Source organism: Mesorhizobium sp. WSM4989, assembly GCF_029625795.1.
GTDB lineage: Bacteria > Pseudomonadota > Alphaproteobacteria > Rhizobiales > Rhizobiaceae > Mesorhizobium.
The window spans coordinates 1,863,853-1,880,116 of the sequence record NZ_JARTVN010000001.1 but is presented as its reverse complement, the minus strand read 5'-3'; the positions used below and the strand labels follow the sequence as shown (position 1 = coordinate 1,880,116).

Here is a 16,264-nt window from a genome sequence, read left to right as displayed (position 1 = left end):
GGTCGGAAAGGCCGGAAGCAACCGGTCGGATTGGGCAGCCAGAAATAGCTCTCTGGCGGAACGGGGAGTTACGCGGGTGGGTAAGCCACAGCCTTTGCATGCGCGTGCCGGTTGACGGGCCGACGAGCATGTCTTTGCCAAAGTTCATCGTCGGGATGATATTCACGCTCGCTGTTGTAGTCGGCTGGTCCTGGCTCGACGGCGATTCGCTTGGCACCATCATCATGCGCGCCGTGATTTGCGCTGTCGTCATTCAGGTGGGGTACTTCGTTCTGGTGTTCGCCATGATCGCCAGGAGCGGGCCGATACCCGCCGACAAGGCGCGGCAGGCCGACCGTGGCATCAAGGTGCCCGATGGCGAAAAGCTAACCGCGCGGCGCGGCAGCCTCCGCTGATCGTTCAGCCGGCGCAGGGGGCGGCGCATTGTCGGCCCATGTTGCGGTTTCCCGTTCGGCCCGTTCGCCGGAGAGCATCCTGGCCAGCCGGCTGCCCGACTTTGCTTTCAGCCGCTGATATTGCCCGACCTCGACGATGCGGCCGCCCTCGATGGCCACGACCCAGTCGGCAAAGGCGATCATCGACGGCCGATGCGCGATGGTGAGGATAGTCATCTTGCCGCGCAGTTCCTCGATCGATTGAGCGATCAGCGACTGATTCTGCCAGTCGAGCGCGCTCGTCGCCTCGTCGAGGATGAGCAGCGAGGGTTCGCGCAGCAGCGCCCGTGCCAGCGCGATGCGCTGACGTTCGCCGCCGGAAAGCCTGACGCCGCGATCGCCCACCACCGTTTCGAGCCTCCGGTCGAGCCGCTCGACGAAGTCGGCCGCATGAGCCTTGCGCAGCGCAGCCCAAAGCTCCTCGTCGCCGGCCTGCGGCGCCGCCAGGCGCAGATTGGCGCCGATTGTGTCGTGCAGCAGAAACACGTCCTGCGGCACATAGGCCACCTGGCCGCGCCAGGCCCTGCGGTTTTGCGCGGTGATCTCGACACCGTCCGCCAGGATCCCGCCCTGGCTCGGCTCGAGCAGCCCAAGCAGCATGTCGGCGATCGTGCTCTTGCCCGAACCGGACGGGCCGATCAGCGCCGTCACCTCGCCAGCGGGAAGGCCGAAGCTAATGCCGCTCACCACCGGCCTTCCATCGCCGTCGCCATAGGCGAACGAGACGTCGCGGATATCCAGGCCCCTGTCGAGCGACAGCCTTGCGTTCGGCGCGGCATCGCCGGGCTCCATCTCGCGCTCGGCATCGAAGCGCGCCTGCAGGGCCTGCATGGCGGTGTAGGCCGGCAGGTTGATCAGCATCTGCTGCGCCTGCACCTGAATGTCCATGAAGCGGGGCGCGACCCGCATGAAGACCAGGAGCAACACGACGATTTCCGCAAGGGAGAGATGGAAGCGGACCAGCGCGATATAGATGAACAGGCTGAGCCCGATCACGCTCGCGACCTGGAACAGCGCGGTGCCGATGGTGCTGTTGCGGACATAGGCGACATTGTCCGTCTTCATCTTGTCCAGCGTCGCGCGGAGCTGCGCGAAATAGCTCGTCTCGACATTCAGGCTCTTGGCCACCTTGATGCCGCCGAGGAACTCCGAGACCGTGCGGTATTGGTCCTGGCGGCTGCCGGTCAGCACGCGACCGTAGGCGGTGGCGCGCGCACGGAAGGGCTGCAGCGCGATGAACAAGAGCACGCCGATCAGGATGGCGAAGCACGTCATCACCGGCGAGATGAACACCGACACCACGAGATAGCCGGCAAGCAGCAGCGCCGTCTGGGCGAGCATCAGCAGCGAGAAGGCTGCGGCCTGAACGCGGTCGATGTCGCCGGTCAGCGCGTGGTCGAGATCGGAGCTGCGCATGCGGGTGAAGACACCCCAGCGCGCCTTGCCGATGCTCTCGAACAGGTTCATGCGCACCCGGTTGACGAAGTCGTAGAGCAGCCGCGCCATGTAGAGCGACTTGAAGCGGTTGAACATCGCCTGCAGCGCCACCAGCGCGACGAGCAGGCAGAGCACCGTCGCCAGCGAGAGCGTCCCGCCCGGCACCAGCCAGCGCAAGGCGCCCGGTACGCGCACGGCGAAATCCTGGTCGGCACTGCCGATCAGATGCAAGAGCGGGATCAAAAGCAGGATCGAAAGGCCCTCGGTCAGACTCCCGAGGACCAGGAAAGCAAGCGCCGTCAGCGTGCGCTGCCCGCCGATATGCGCCATGACACCACCGAAGCCGGCCACGTCCCGCAAAAGTGTCAGGCGAAGTTTCGAGGACCAGGCCATGCCGCTGCTCACCTTGCCCGGGCCAGATCGCGCTCGATCAGGGCGACGGCCTCGTCGATCCACTCCAGGCCTGCCGGCACTTCGAGCCGGCTGACGCCGATCCGGCCGGCAAGCTGCGCGCATTGCTGGAGATGGGTGGCCGCGAAATCGCCGACCAGCGCCTGCCGGCCGAACCGCGTGACATAGGAGAACTTGATGATCGCCGGCAGGGCGGCGGCGCCCTTTAGCGGCGTGATCGCCGCCTGCCCGTCGCGCTCCAGCACATAGATCCGGGCCGCCGGCACGGCCTCGCCGGAGAACCCTTCCTGCAGGCGATGCTGCGCCTTCTCGATCTGCGGATGTACCTGCGGCCGCACCTCCGCTCGGCCGATCCTGATGGCGTTCGCGGCATCCGCTGCAAGCTTGAGCTGCGGAAAGCCGGGCAGGATCATCGGCCGTGAGGGGGCGGACAGGTCCAGCGCCACGACATCGTCGGTAAGCAGAAGGTGACCGGCGCGGATCATCGCGCCCGCCGTCGTCGACTTGCCGGCACCCTTGTCGCCCATGAAGATCACGCTTTGCCCGCCAACGGCGATCGCGCTGGCGTGCAGGACGAGCAGACCGCGCTGATGCAGCGTGAGCGCCAGCACCGGACCGAGGAGCGGAAAGGCAAGCAGCGGATCATCGACGCCCGGCGCCGGATCGACATCGATCCTGGAGGCATCGCTGATTAGGAAGGTGCCGACGGCTTGCCAGGACAGGTACTGGCGTGTCGGCTCGAAGCGAAAGGCCGCGGCGTTCGGCAATGCAGCCTCCGGAAAATCGATCGGCCCAACAGCGATCTCGATGTCCGATGTTGCCGGCGCGGTCGGTTCCAGTTCCGGCAAAGCCACCTCCGACCCGATCGTCAGGCCGTACGCCTTGTAGAACCGACGGGCACGCCCGTTTCGAGGGGCCGCTTCGATGGCGGAGCCGGGCCTCGCGGCAAGAGAAGCGGCTGGAGAGTTCATGCAGGGCTTCCATGCTGTTGGACCTGCCGCAGCCATAGCGACAGTGAGGCCGAACGCCAGATATGCTGGACGTCGGGCAGCGTCGCCTGCTCGGGCCGCTGCAGCATGAGCGCATAGACCGCGTTCACCTCGGGCAGATTGACATAGGGGGCGATCAAGTCGTTGTCCGACACCAGCAGCCGGTCCAGCAGATCGCGATGGTTGACGATCATGCCTTTGACCAGGCTGGCGGTGAAATCGATCTTGTCGCGCCGCCACTGCACCGCCGGCGGCAGCACGCCTTCCATCGCCCGGCGCAGCACATGGCGGCCGAAGCCGTTGCGCAGCTTTTCCTCGCCCGGCAGTGCCAGGCAGAATTCGACCAGCGGCTTGTCCCAGAACGGATAGCGCGGCTCGATGCCGAAATTGGCGGCGGCCTTGTCGAGAACCTCGAAAGCATGGGGCACCAGCCCGGTGGACAAAAGCCAGCGATGGGTGAGCGCTTCGCTGGTGCTGACATTGGCGGGCATAAAGGCCGCGCGATGGAAACGTTCGGTGAGATCAGTACGCCTGGCAAGCTCCGGATTGACCAGTCCTGCCCACGCCGCGCGCGGTGCATCGAAGCGTCTGCGCCGCAGTTTTCCGAGAAGGCGCCTGGCCTTCGCCCTCATCCTGGCAATCCGCCAGGCCGGCCCGTAGGCGGCGAGGAACTTGAAGTAAAGAGGCAGCATCCCGTCGCCATAGGTGTTGGCGGCACTGTGCAGCTCGCGCCACAGCGCCAGCCACCTGCCGCGATGGGCGAGCTCATGCAGATGCCCATGACCTTGCGATACGACCTCGTCACCGCCGTGGCCGTCGAGAAGCACTGTGACGCCCTTGGCGCTCGCGGTGCGATAGACGCTGCGGGTCAAGGACAGACCGGGCGCCAGGAAGGTCCCTTCCTGTTCCTCCAGAATGCGATCAAACTCGGCGAAGGGCGCATAGTCGCCGACCGCGATCAGCGTGCCGTCGAGCCCATATTGCTCCAGCACTGCATCGATGAAGGGCCGCTCGTCCATCGAAGACCCCCTCTCGAAGACCAGCGAGAAAGTTTTGAGCTTCGGCTTCTGCGTCGCCGCAGCTTGAAGTCCGGCCATGCAGGCGATCGAGGACGAATCGAGCCCACCACTCAGCATGGCACCGACGGACGGATTGCCCCGCATCCGGTTTTCAACCGATCGCGCGAAAAGATGCAGGAACTCGTCCGCTGCATCCGAACGCAGCGGCCTTTGTGACGGCTCAATCTCCCAGTAGCGGCTCAGCACGACCTGCTTGTTGGTCACCGTCATGCTGTGCCGAGCGGGCAAGCGAAAGATCTCCGCATAGAGCGTGGATTGCGGATCGTCCGGGAGGCCGGCGAGGAAGCCGGAAATCTGATGCTCGCTGAGCGCCCTGCCGACACCGTCCAGCGCCAGAAGTGGGTTGATCTCCGAGGCGAAGGCAAAGCGCCTGTCGGCGCAGTGGTAGTAGAAAGGTTTGACGCCGAAATGGTCGCGCGCGCAAAACAGCGCCCGGCGCTCGGCGTCCCAGACCGCGAAGGCGAAATCGCCTTGCAGGTAGGTCGGACAGGCCTCGCCCCATTTGAGATAGGCGTGCATCAGCAGTATGGCGTCGGCGGCCGATCGGTCGCGCACACCGAGCCGCGCCAGAAGCTCCTCGCGGTTGTCCAGCCGGCAATCGGCCGTAATGGCGAGCTTGCCGCCGGCCATTGTCAGCGGCCCAGGGCCCTGCTCGCCGGTCGTGTTGAGCCAGGCATGGCCTAGTGCTGCGTGTCTGTCCGTCCACCATGAGCTGCCGTCGCGCGCCCGGTGGCGCATGCGCGCCAGCATCTGCTGGATGTCGGCCGCCGCCGCTGGGCTGCCATCCTGTCTGAGCAGAATTCCGGCGACGCCGCTCATCGCCTAGTGTCCGTGATCGACAAGATGGGCAAACCCGTTGATGGAGCCGCCAAGCACGATGTGGTCGCCGCTGATCAGCCAGGCATGCGCCTTGAGATCGGCGCCGGGGTCGCGCGCGATGCCGATGCTGATCGTGGAGGCCTTGCCCTGGCGGGCAAGCAGATACTGTCCGGCGAGCGCCTGGGTAAGGCAGCTGGCGCCCGGCACGTATCGCGCAGCAGCGGCAACGCCCCATGCAACGCGCCGCAGATCGGCGATGGCAGCGTCATTCCTCGCTTCCAGTCGAGTCACCAGAGCGCGCATGCGATTATAGGACGAAAGCGTAAGCCCCAGCCGCACGAGGCTGACCACTGCCAGGCAGCGCGCCAGAAACAGCGCCTCCGGCCCGCTAAGCGAGAGGACCCTAGGCCAGTTCCTCATGGTGGACCCTCGCAAGCCCGGCTTCGATCAGTCCCTTGAGCAAGCCCTCGACATCGGCCTTGCAGCGTTCTGTATCGACATCATAGCGGGCGAGCACCGCGCTTGTTATGTCGGGGATCGGTCGTGGCTCCTGGATCAGCTCCCAAATGTAGGCGCCGACGCCGTTCAGGCTGTAGTAGATGTTGGATTTAAGATGGAGCAGCGCCAGTCCGTTGCCGAATTCACAAGCCACGGCATCGCCGCTCGCGACCACGCGGTCATGGTTCGATGGGTTCCAGTGCATCCTAAAACCTCATTGTTGAACGCTTGCGTGACCTCGAGCGGGATCGGTTGCCTGCGATCCTTAGGGAGTCCAGGTAGCCCGGGCAGGAGGCCCCGGCTCAGTGTTCGAAGAAAGGGAACGCCCGGAGCCCCAACTGTGACAACTCCGGGCGCTACAAGCTCAGGAGAAGGTGAGCTCACCGACCGGTGTGTGCGCGGGAAATGCCGCGTCAAGCGCCGTCGTCCCGGAGGCACCCTGCGTGATCGTTTCGATCGAACCGTGAACCGTCAGGCTTGGGGTCTCGTACTCTTGCTTTTCAACATTCTGTTCCATTCTATTCTCCAATTAAGACTGGAAGCGGCGTCGGAATCCCGCCAGCATATTGCTATGCTGCATCGCAATTGCTGCACGGCAACATTTATGAGTCAAGCCTGATTTACCAGGCAGTAATCAATTCTTGGTTGCGCAGGCCCGCGTCAGTGATGACGCCGCCGGCTTTTGCATCTCGGGCGAACACCGCTCGAACGTTCAACATCGCCTTTTTGCCGTCTAAGTAAGCGTATGATTTGATTGGGATAAGTCCGTAAGCTTAAGTGGCTATGTGGGAATCGCGAAGAAAATACTTCAGAAAATAGCGAATGCCGGCTCGCCTCGCCGCCACCGGATTTGTCTTCAAAAGTGATCGGCCATGAGCGAATATGAACGCTCAGGTTGCAGGCGCGAGGCGGCTTGGGAAGGCGCTGGATGGCGCTCCTGATTTTTTGGCGATGCTTTTCTTCGCAGTTGCGGTATAAACGCCGCCGCGGGCGGTTTTGCGGAGAGACGACAACGGGCATGACCGTGCAGGATGCTTCTTACGACAGGCTGCGTGCGACCGGCAGTGCCGACGAAGTCGCCTATGTGCAGGCCTGTCTGCGGCTGTTCTTCAATCCGACAGCGCGCGCGGTCGACCATGGCGGTATGCCGGCTCCGGCAATCTGCGTGGCCGACATTGCCGACATTGCGAGGTTGAACAAGGTCGCCGTCTTTATGCTCAAGGCTCTCTCGCATGGGGCCACCGGCGCGACGCCTCCCGAATTGCTCGCATGGCTCGATGGTTATCGCCGGCGTACCATGTCGATGAATGCCGCCTGCATCGGCGATTCGATCGCCATCCATCAGGTGTTGCAGGACAGGCAGATCGACTTCGTCTTCCTGAAGGGACCGCTCCAGCAGCAATTGCTCTACGGCGACCATTTCATGAAGCCGTCCGGCGACGTCGATATTCTGGTTTGCCCGTCCGGCTTCGCTGCCGCCCGCGAAGCCCTTCGCTCGGCCGGCTACGAGGTCGCCGGCAAGTCCCGGTCGGTCTGGTGGGTGCGTTTCCTCGGCGAGCAGCACATGGTCCGCGACGATGGCGTGCGGGCCGCAACGGTCGATCTCCATTATCGGCTGCAGCAGCCGGGCTCGCCGAGCCCGCGCGACATCGACGGCTTCCTGCGCCGCAAGCGCGAGGTCAAGGTTGCGGGCGCCTCCATGCCCCTGATATCGGCGTCCGACACGTTGCTCTTGTCCTGCATCAGCGTCGCCAAAGCCTTCTTCAACCGCGAGCCCTGCGCCGGCTATGTCTGCGACGTCAGAGCCGCGGCCGGCCGGCTGAACGAAGCCGAGCAGCAGAAACTGCTCGACCATGCCGCTGAGCAGGGCCTCGCCGACACGCTGCTACTTGCTTTGCGCGCGGCCGATGTTCTGCTTGGCGGTACCGGCACGCTGCTTTCGGACCGCGCCACCCGGATCCTGGCGCGCATCGACAATGCCGACCTCTTCCACATGGTGATCGCGCCCTGGCTGTCCTCGTTGCGCTGGCCGCAGCGGCGGACGGTGCTGTGGGAGCTCTGCGGTCGCGAGCCGGTGCGCTATCTGGCGGAGGCCGGCTGGGCGGCTTCCGCCGATCTCAGCCGGCGGATCTTCGAGCGGCCGGCCGCGGCCGCGCCGGTGCGGGGCAACGCATGAAGATCGGTTTTGCATTCATAGGCGGGCTGTCACTCACGCAATCGAAAGGTGAATCATGGCCGTGACGACCCCAAGGGTCTGCGTCATCATCGCTGCCCGCAACGCGGCGCGGACCATACCGGTCGCCATCGCTTCGGCTCTGCGCGAGCCGGAGGTGGCGGAAGTCGTCGTGGTCGACGACGCCTCCACCGACGACACACAGAATGTGGCGCGCGCCGCCGATGACGGCAGCAGCCGGCTCAAGGTGATGCGTCTCGACGTCAACCGGGGGCCGTCCTTTGCACGCAACGCCGCCATCAAAGCCTCCGTTTCGCCTTTCATCAGCATCCTCGACGCCGACGATTTCTTCCTCGAAGGCCGTTTCCGCCGGCTGTTTGCCAGCCCCGACTGGGATTTCGCGGCGGACAACATCATGCTGATCAGGGACGATGCCGCGACCGACCCCACCAAGGTCGCGGCTCCCTCCTTCGCGCCAGAACCGCAATTCCTCGACTTCGAGCGTTTCATCGAAGGCAACATTTCCCGTCGCCGCGTGCTGCGCGGCGAACTGGGCTTCCTCAAGCCGGTGATCAGCCGGGCGTTCCTCGATCGTCACGGGCTGAGCTACGATGAAAAGCTGCGGCTCGGCGAGGACTACGAGCTCTATGCGCGCGCGGTCGCCCGCGGCGCGCGTTTCAAGATCATCAAGACCTGCGGCTATGGTGCGATCGTTCGCGCCGATTCGCTGAGCGGCCGTCACAGGACGCAGGATCTGAAGCGGCTTGCCGATGCCGACCTGGCCTTGCTGGCGCTGGGCAACCTGCCGGAGGGCTCGAAGGCCGCGTTGCGGCGCCACGAGCGCCATGTGCGCGACAAATACCGGCTGCGGAATTTCCTTGACGTGAAGGCGGAGCGCGGCCTGGCATCGGCCGCCGCCTATGCCTTGGCCAGCCAGTCCAATCTGATCCCGATCGTTCGCGGCGTGGCGGCCGACAAGCTGGACGCCTTGCTCCGCCGCGCCGGCATTGCTGCGAAGCAGCAGGTGCCGCCGATGCGCTTCCTGTTGCCGGCAACAAGTGCCGCAACAGAATGATCCGACAAAGGCGGTCAGCGCGGGCGCCGTTCCCAAAAAAATCCGCTTTCCGAAACTACGAGGTTGCCTACTTGCCCCGAGAATGGCAAGCTATGCTGCGGTGCAGCAATTTCGAAAGGCCGATCGAATGGCTTCGATTTTTGGCTTCAGATCCAGGGATCCGGCTCGTGACCGGGAGACCGATCTCCAGCGGCTCGACCGTCTGGCGAAGCTGTTCGACCAGATCTCCGCCGAGATCGAAGCGGAAAAGACCGGGCTGGAGAACCGCTATCGGTCGACGGCGACCAACGCCGCTTTCCTGGTCGAGGCAATGGAGAACGGCTCCGCGTCGACAGACAAGTCGTCGGATGTCAACACGATGACCGGCGCGATCCTGAATTACGAGCGGCGCATCGCCGAACTCACGCGCCAGAAAGGTCTGATGAAGGAACTGCGTCATTCGCTCGACGCGATTGTCGACGAAAGTGTCGGGCAACCCGGTTCGCAGGGCGCACAGGCAAGGTCTGCGGGCAGAGGCTGACAGCACGTCCAGGCGCGGTCATAGCTGCAAAACATTAGAGGAGTAAGAGGCGGAGGATCAGAAGCGGCTCTCTGGAGGCGGGCCAGGAATGACTTTGGGTTGGGGCGGACAGCACAAAGGTAAGTTTGTCATGAACGCATATCCGAACGACACCTCCACCGCGGCTGCTTGCAGCATGCCGCGCGCGAATTCGAACAGGTCGAAGACGCTTAAGCTCTGGCTCGCCGGCGCATTGCTTGCGACCGCGGCCGCTATTGTGGCACCACCCCATTCGGTGCATGCCGAGGAGATGCAGAGCGCGCCGTCCTTCGTCGACAATTTTTCGAATTTCGACCGTTCGCGCTGGTTCGTCTCCGACGGCTGGAGCAACGGCAATCATCAGAACTGCACATGGTCGAAGGACCTTGTCCGGCTTTCGGACGGCGTGCTGTCGCTGAGCTTCGAAAAGCGCAAGCTGAAGGATCGCGACTTCGCCTGCGCCGAGGTCCAGACCAAGCAGCGCTATGGCTACGGCGTCTATGAGGCGCGGATGAAGACCGATACCGGATCCGGCCTCAATGCCGCCTTTTTCACCTATATCGGACCGCAGGACAAAAAGCCCTGGGACGAGATCGACTTCGAGGTCCTCACCAAGGATCCGACCAAAGTCCAGGTGAACAGCTACATCCAAGGCAAGCCGAAGAACGGCAAGCTGGTCGACGTCGAAGGCGGCGCCGATAAGGGGTTCAACGACTATGGCTTCGTCTGGGAGAAGGACCGGCTGCGCTGGTATGTCAACGGCAAGCTGGTCAACGAGGTGACCAACCCGGACGAATTGCCGACCAATCCGCAAAAAATATTCTTCAGCTTGTGGGGCAGCGACAAGCTGACCAACTGGATGGGCGCCTTTGCCGATCCCGGCCGCAAGGTGACCATGCAGGTCAAGCGCATCGCTTTCACGGCGCTCGGCCAGCCGTGCCAGTTCCCGGAGTCGCTGGCATGCACCATAACCAACAGCAACTAGGCATGTCCCCCAAAGTAGGAACTGGTTTTGGGATGCGGATCATGCCGAATATCTAGGCCTCATACAGGGCCTGGGGGACATCTTAACTGGCCGGGCCGTCTTTGCGGCCCGGCCTTAAACAGGAATAGAACCAAATGAATTTGACAGTGTTTGGAATTGGCTATGTCGGTCTCGTCCAGGCCGCGGTGCTTGCGGAAGTCGGGCACGAGGTGGTGTGCGTCGACATCGACGAAGCGAAGGTGGACCGGCTCAACCAGGGCTTCATCCCGATTTTCGAGCCCGGACTGGAAGCTCTCGTCAAGGAGAACCACGCCGCCGGCCGCATCCGCTTCACCACCGACGCGGCCGCGGCGGTCAAGCATGGCCAGATCCAGATGATCGCGGTCGGCACGCCCCCTGGCGAGGATGGCTCGGCCGACCTGAAATACGTGCTTGCCGTCGCCGAGGCCATCGGCCGCGAGATGGACGCGCCCAAGATTGTCGTCGGCAAGTCCACCGTGCCGGTCGGCACCTGCGAGAAGATCAAGGAAAGGGTCGCCCAGACGCTGAAGGCGCGCGGCCGCGAGGACCTGACCTTCGACGTTGCTTCGAATCCGGAATTCCTCAAGGAAGGCTCGGCGGTCGCCGACTGCATGAAGCCGGACCGCATCATCGTCGGGACGTCGAGCGAGGACACCGAGGCGGTGATGCGCGAGCTTTACGCGCCGTTCAACCGCAACCACGAGAAGATGATTGTGATGGATGTCCGCAGCGCCGAGTTCACAAAGTATGCGGCCAACTGCATGCTGGCGACCAAGATCAGCTTCATGAACGAGATGGCGAACCTCGCCGAGCAATTGGGCGCCGACATAGAGGAGGTGCGCAAGGGCATCGGCAGCGATCCGCGCATCGGCTACCATTTCATCTATCCCGGCCTGGGCTATGGCGGCTCCTGCTTCCCCAAGGATGTACGCGCGCTGATCAAGACCGCCGAGGGCGTCAAGTTCGACGCCAAGCTGCTGCGCGCCGTCGAAGAGCGCAACAACGCGCAGAAATCGGTGCTGTTCGACAAGGTCAACCGCTATTTCCAGGGCGCCCTCAAGGGCAAGACATTTGCGCTGTGGGGCCTGGCCTTCAAGCCGAACACCGACGACATGCGCGAGGCTCCGTCGCGCACGCTGATGGAGGCGCTTTGGGCCGCCGGCGCCAAGGTGCAGGCTTACGATCCGGAGGCCATGCAGGAGTGCCAGGCCATCTACGGCCAGCGCGAGGACCTTCTCTTGTGCGGCACCAAGGAAGCGGCCCTGCGCGGCGCCGACGCGCTTCTCATCTGTACCGAATGGAAGAGCTTCAGGGCTCCCTCCTTCGACGCGCTCAAGGACGCGCTGACGACACCGGTCATCTTCGACGGCCGCAACCTCTACGACCCGAAGGTCATCGCCCGCTACGGCATCGAATACCACTCGATCGGCAGGATGGCGGCATGACAGTGTCCGCCGCCAGCTTCCCGCCGCATGGCTCCGGCGAACGACAGTGGGACCGACAATGATGGAGGGTCGATAATGATCGTGCGCGTTTCGGGAGATTCGATCTGATGGTGATGGACGTTCAGCCCGAACAAATCGCCAACGAGCATTTCGACCTCGTCGTCATCGGTTCCGGGTTCGGTTCAGCCTTTTTCCTGCATGAGTTCCTGAAGCGGCGCAAAGCCCGGGTCTTGGTGCTGGAATGGGGCCGCCACAACACGCATGAATGGCAGCTTGACCAGAACGCCAACACCGACATAGACGACGAGAGCACTTATAAGACCGACAATGCCGACAAGCCGTGGAACTACACGATCGGCCTCGGCGGTGGCACCAACTGCTGGTTCGCGCAGACGCCGCGTTTCCATCCCAACGACTTCAGGCTGAAGAGCACATACGGCGTCGGCAACGACTGGCCGATCAGCTATGACGAGCTGGAGCCGTTCTACTGCGACGCCGAGGAGGTCATGTCGATCTCCGGCGACCCCGACATGGCCCGGATGCTGCCGCGTTCGCGGCCGTTTCCGCAGCCGCCGCACCGCATGTCGACGCCGGACCGGATGATGAAGGCGGCGCAGCCGGAGCAGCATTTCGTCATGCCGACCGCCCGCGCCCGCGTCGCGACGGCGCAGCGCAACTCATGCTGCGCCAACCTCAGATGCTGGCTGTGTCCGGCCGACGCCAAGTTCACCGCCAACAATGGTTTGATGCACGTCTTCCAGCACGCGGACGTGTCGGTTTGCTTGGGCGCCGAAGTGCGGCGGCTCGACCATTCAGCCGGCTCGGTGCGTTCGGTTGCCTTCCTGCGCGACGGCAAGGAATATTCGGTCAGCGGCGAACTCGTCATCCTTGGCGCCAACGCCATCCAGAGCCCTGCAATCATGTTGCGCTCGGGGCTCGGCGGCGAATTCGTCGGGCTCGGCCTGCACGAATCCTATGGCTGGAACTACGAGGTCTATCTCGACGGCGTCGACAATTTCGACGGCAGCACCATCACCACCGGCTTGAATTTCGGCCTCTATGACGGCCCGCATCGCGCCGAGCACGCGGCGGCGCTGGTCTATTTCGAGAACCGCTGGCAGCACGGCATGCGAGCCGAGAAGGGGCGGCTGCGGCAGGCGCTGCCGCTGGTCATTGTCACCGAAAACCTGCTCGACCCGGAAAACCGGGTGATCCTCGACAAGAACGAGAACGCCTTCGTCAGCTTCAAGGGAGCCTCCGACTATGCAACCAAGGGCATGGCCAAGGCGCTCGAGAGGCTGCCGGCGCTGCTCAAGCCTCTTCCGGTCGAGCAGATATTCGATCGCGGCATAAGGCCGACCGAATCGCATGTGCAGGGCACCTTGCGGATGGGCACCGGCCCCGCCGACTCGGTGGTCGACCGCGACATGATCCACCACCAGCTCCGGAACCTCGTCGTCGTCGGCACCAGCACCTATCCGAGCTGTTCCTGCGCCAACCCAAGCCTGACCGCCGCGGCGCTTTCGCTGCGGGCGGCGAGCCGGCTGGCATGAAGGAGGGGTCGATGAAGATCACGCGACGCACCGCATTGGCCGTTGTTGCCGGCGGCATTGCTTCGACCGGCATCGCCGCTGCGGCCGTATCGTCCTTCTCGGATGAGGATCTGGTCCGCATCACGCTCGAGAAATACTTCGGCCCGCTCAACATGCGCATCGAGCACCTGCAGCAATTCGTGCTCGAATTCCGCAACCGCAACCCGTGGATATTCCCGAGCGAAAAGCTGGCGGACGCGGTGACGCTTTTGGAGACCGTGAGGCTCGACAGGGCGCGCGAATTGCTGCCCAGGCGCAAGCAGCAGGATGTCGGGAATTTCGAGCGCTGGGTCATTGCCGAGTTCCACATGCTGACCGATTATGCCTGGCGCAGCTCGCCCCATGATCCGATCCGCTTCACCGGCTGGCATCCATGCACCAATCCGTTCGCCAATCTCGAGCAGCAGACTGCCTGACACTGCCCGCCGGCATATTTGCCGGCAAGCCAGGAAAACTGGCCAAGAAAAATGTGACAAGGAGCCGAACCATGAAAGTTCTCTTCGCAGGCGGAAACGGCTATCCGCCGCAATTCAGCGGCGGCGTCCAGTCGAGCACCCATCATCTGGCGGAACAATTGATCGAACACGGTCATGAGGCATCGGTGCTTGCGGCCTTGTTCGGGCAGGGCATGTTCGGATACAAGGCGCGCGCCAAGATGAAGCTCCTCGGTCAGCGCGCCGTCATCGACAATTTCCCCGGCTATCCGGTGGTGCGCGCCTGGTTCCCCTGGGAAGCGGCCGCCTTTGCCGTCAAGAAGCTGCAGCCGGACGTAGCGGTGGTGCAGTGTCACAAATCGGTTCCGCTCGGCAAGGCGCTGGAGGCCGAGGGCGTCCCGCTGGTGGTCTATCTCAGGAATGTTGAATTCCATGAACTCGGGGGCGATCTGCGCGAGCTGAACTCGGCGTCTTACATCGCCAATTCCGATTTCACGGCGCGCACTTACAAGCGCGAGTTTGGCATCGATTCCACGGTGATCCCGCCGACGATCAATCCGGCCTCTTACAGCACGCCGACGACGGGCGCGTACGTCACCTTTATCAATCCCTACGAGGAAAAGGGTTTCGAGCTGGCGGTGCGGATCGCGGCCGCCTGCAGGGAGATCCCTTTCCTGTTCGTCGAGAGCTGGAAGCTGGATGACGATCACCGCGCCCGCATCGCGGAAACGATCGCGCCGTTCTCCAATATCAAGCTCGAAAACCGCACCGACGACATGAAGACTCTCTACGGCCGCACCAGGATCCTGCTGGCGCCGAGCAAATGGGAAGAGGCGTGGGGTCGCGTTGCCTCGGAGGCCCATTGCAGCGGTATTCCCGTCGTCGGCTCGCGGCGCGGCGGCCTGCCCGAAGCGATCGGCTCCGGCGGCGTCGTGTTGGACTATGACGCGCCGCTCGAGGACTGGGTCGCGGCGCTCAGGCGGCTGTGGAACGATCGCGAGGAGTATCAGCGGGTCTCGGAAGCCGCGCTCACGTTCTCGCAGCGCCCGGAACTCGATCCCGAGCGCCAATTCGCCACCTTCTTCGCCTTGCTGGACAGGGCTGCCCGGCAGCGCGCCCGGCGCGCTGCTTAATGCATTTCGCCCAGAAGTATGCAGCGGTTCTGGGCGCGACAGGCATCGAAACAGCGACTGAAAAGCGCGTCGACTGAATTCGATTCGGCGCGAGGCACCTTAGTTCCGCGTAAGGCTTTGCTTACGCTGGCCTTTTGACCCGGCTCTTCAGCATTTCATAGGCGCGTTCACCGAGCAGGGCGCGCGCGGCGGTCTTGATGACCTTCTTGCGCCCTTCGGGCGAATTGATCTGCCTGAGCCGTGCCGGCAGGTTGCGGGCCGCCTGCTCCAGCGCCGGCAGGGAAAACGCGTCGGGAAAGCTCACGATGTTGGTTTCGACGCACAGCACGGGCTTGCCCGATAGCTTGGCGATCTTGAGCGCCTGCTCGTGCTCGCTCTCGATGAACAGGATGGCGTCCGACTTGCGATAGAACTCGGCCTTGAAGCTGCCATGCGCGCCAAGCCGCTGCCGCTCGGCCTTGCTCGGCAGGTCGAGCATGACGAGATGGTCATATTTGATCTCGTGCTTGGCCAGCCAGGCTTCAGTCAGCTTGCGATACTTTTCCAGCCGGCTGGTCACCAGCCAGCCGATCTTGCGCGTCGGCCCGAGAAGCGGCCGCGCCTCGGTGAGGAATTTCTCGTAGGCTGGGCCGTCGTCATTCTCGTCCGCCGTCGGATCGAGGCAAAGCACGCCGTCTATGTCGACGCAGCATTGCTCGAGGAAGACGTGGTGCATGAAGTTCCACTGGAACATCCTGGGATGCGGCACGACCTCGAAGACGATGTCGGTTTCGTTGTGCTGCGAAAGCAGGCCAAACACGGCCGCGTAGACGAAATCGCCCGGGATGCCGGCAGCCGCGATTTTGCTGCGCGCGTCGCGCATGGCGTTGCCGCCGCTGACGCTGTCGTCGATCACCAGGATCTTGCGCATTTCGGAATGCTGCCGATCGAGCGCCGCACGCCGCTTGGTGATCCCCGAGGTGTAGATCTTGCCGGCGAGAAAGCTGTCGAGATCGGTCATCGGGATATTCGCCGTCAGGCTGACCAGCGTCGCGGCGAGGATGCCGCTTCGCGGCACGCCGACCACCAGGTCGATGTCGCGCGGCAGCCGGTGCAGGTTCCGCGCGATCGCGTCGTTCATGTCTGAGATCGATCGGTAATTCATGCTGTTGCCTAACCCTCAAGAATCAGCAGTTTTGGGCTGTCCGGCCGCGGCCGGAAT

Annotated in this window: 16 protein-coding genes; 9 read left to right on the top strand and 7 right to left on the bottom strand. The window is 63.5% G+C overall.

Annotated features, from left to right (window positions below):
- Positions 1–98 precede the first annotated feature (98 nt).
- Positions 99–395, top strand: coding sequence for an exopolysaccharide production repressor exox (locus P9217_RS09065; RefSeq protein WP_336618888.1), 297 nt, complete (start codon positions 99–101; stop codon positions 393–395).
- Here P9217_RS09065 and P9217_RS09060 read toward each other — a convergent pair.
- From P9217_RS09060 to P9217_RS09035, 6 genes are all read right to left on the bottom strand, one after another.
- Positions 366–2,264 (bottom strand): ABC transporter ATP-binding protein, encoded by a 1,899-nt coding sequence (locus tag P9217_RS09060; protein WP_278052438.1) that lies wholly within the window; start codon positions 2,262–2,264, stop codon positions 366–368. The genes P9217_RS09065 and P9217_RS09060 overlap by 30 nt on opposite strands.
- A gap of 8 nt (positions 2,265–2,272) precedes the next feature.
- Positions 2,273–3,253 carry a serine kinase gene (locus P9217_RS09055; RefSeq protein WP_278052439.1) on the bottom strand — a complete coding sequence of 327 codons (981 nt, stop codon included), beginning with the start codon at positions 3,251–3,253 and terminating at the stop codon, positions 2,273–2,275.
- Entirely contained in the window at positions 3,250–5,169 is a 1,920-nt protein-coding gene (locus P9217_RS09050) for a lasso peptide isopeptide bond-forming cyclase (RefSeq protein WP_278086177.1), read from the bottom strand. Before P9217_RS09050 ends, P9217_RS09055 begins: the two co-directional genes overlap by 4 nt.
- A gap of 3 nt (positions 5,170–5,172) precedes the next feature.
- The gene (locus P9217_RS09045) at positions 5,173–5,589 is read right to left on the bottom strand and encodes a lasso peptide biosynthesis B2 protein (RefSeq protein WP_067003435.1); all 417 of its coding nucleotides are present in this window, start codon (positions 5,587–5,589) and stop codon (positions 5,173–5,175) included.
- A complete protein-coding gene (locus P9217_RS09040; RefSeq protein WP_278052441.1) occupies positions 5,573–5,872 on the bottom strand; it encodes a PqqD family protein in 300 nt (99 codons plus the stop codon). The genes P9217_RS09045 and P9217_RS09040 overlap by 17 nt, the downstream gene beginning before the upstream one ends.
- Positions 5,873–6,031: 159 nt before the next feature.
- Positions 6,032–6,184: a lasso peptide gene (locus P9217_RS09035; protein ID WP_082953851.1), complete on the bottom strand. Its 153-nt coding sequence runs from the start codon at positions 6,182–6,184 to the stop codon at positions 6,032–6,034.
- 501 nt (positions 6,185–6,685) lie between these two features.
- Between P9217_RS09035 and P9217_RS09030 the strand changes: the two genes are divergently transcribed.
- The 8 genes from P9217_RS09030 to P9217_RS08995 all read left to right on the top strand — a co-directional run bounded on the left by P9217_RS09030 (position 6,686) and on the right by P9217_RS08995 (position 15,063).
- A complete protein-coding gene (locus P9217_RS09030) occupies positions 6,686–7,843 on the top strand; it encodes a nucleotidyltransferase family protein (protein ID WP_278052442.1) in 1,158 nt (385 codons plus the stop codon).
- A 55-nt stretch (positions 7,844–7,898) separates the two neighbouring features.
- A complete protein-coding gene (locus P9217_RS09025) occupies positions 7,899–8,915 on the top strand; it encodes a glycosyltransferase (RefSeq protein ID WP_278052443.1) in 1,017 nt (338 codons plus the stop codon).
- A gap of 127 nt (positions 8,916–9,042) precedes the next feature.
- Positions 9,043–9,435 (top strand): hypothetical protein, encoded by a 393-nt coding sequence (locus tag P9217_RS09020; RefSeq protein ID WP_278086178.1) that lies wholly within the window; start codon positions 9,043–9,045, stop codon positions 9,433–9,435.
- 130 nt (positions 9,436–9,565) lie between these two features.
- The gene (locus P9217_RS09015; RefSeq protein WP_278086179.1) at positions 9,566–10,438 is read left to right on the top strand and encodes a glycoside hydrolase family 16 protein; all 873 of its coding nucleotides are present in this window, start codon (positions 9,566–9,568) and stop codon (positions 10,436–10,438) included.
- A gap of 134 nt (positions 10,439–10,572) precedes the next feature.
- Complete coding sequence (locus P9217_RS09010; protein WP_095799210.1) at positions 10,573–11,904, top strand: UDP-glucose/GDP-mannose dehydrogenase family protein; 1,332 nt, start codon at positions 10,573–10,575, stop codon at positions 11,902–11,904.
- 107 nt (positions 11,905–12,011) lie between these two features.
- Positions 12,012–13,457, top strand: coding sequence for a GMC family oxidoreductase (locus tag P9217_RS09005; RefSeq protein ID WP_278052445.1), 1,446 nt, complete (start codon positions 12,012–12,014; stop codon positions 13,455–13,457).
- 11 nt (positions 13,458–13,468) lie between these two features.
- Positions 13,469–13,912, top strand: coding sequence for a hypothetical protein (locus P9217_RS09000; protein ID WP_095777108.1), 444 nt, complete (start codon positions 13,469–13,471; stop codon positions 13,910–13,912).
- Between the two features lie 71 nt (positions 13,913–13,983).
- A complete protein-coding gene (locus P9217_RS08995; protein WP_127216692.1) occupies positions 13,984–15,063 on the top strand; it encodes a glycosyltransferase in 1,080 nt (359 codons plus the stop codon).
- A 121-nt stretch (positions 15,064–15,184) separates the two neighbouring features.
- Here P9217_RS08995 and P9217_RS08990 read toward each other — a convergent pair whose 3' ends face one another.
- Positions 15,185–16,207, bottom strand: a complete 1,023-nt coding sequence (locus tag P9217_RS08990) for a phosphoribosyltransferase (protein WP_127216693.1) — start codon at positions 16,205–16,207, stop codon at positions 15,185–15,187.
- Positions 16,208–16,264: the final 57 nt, after the last annotated feature.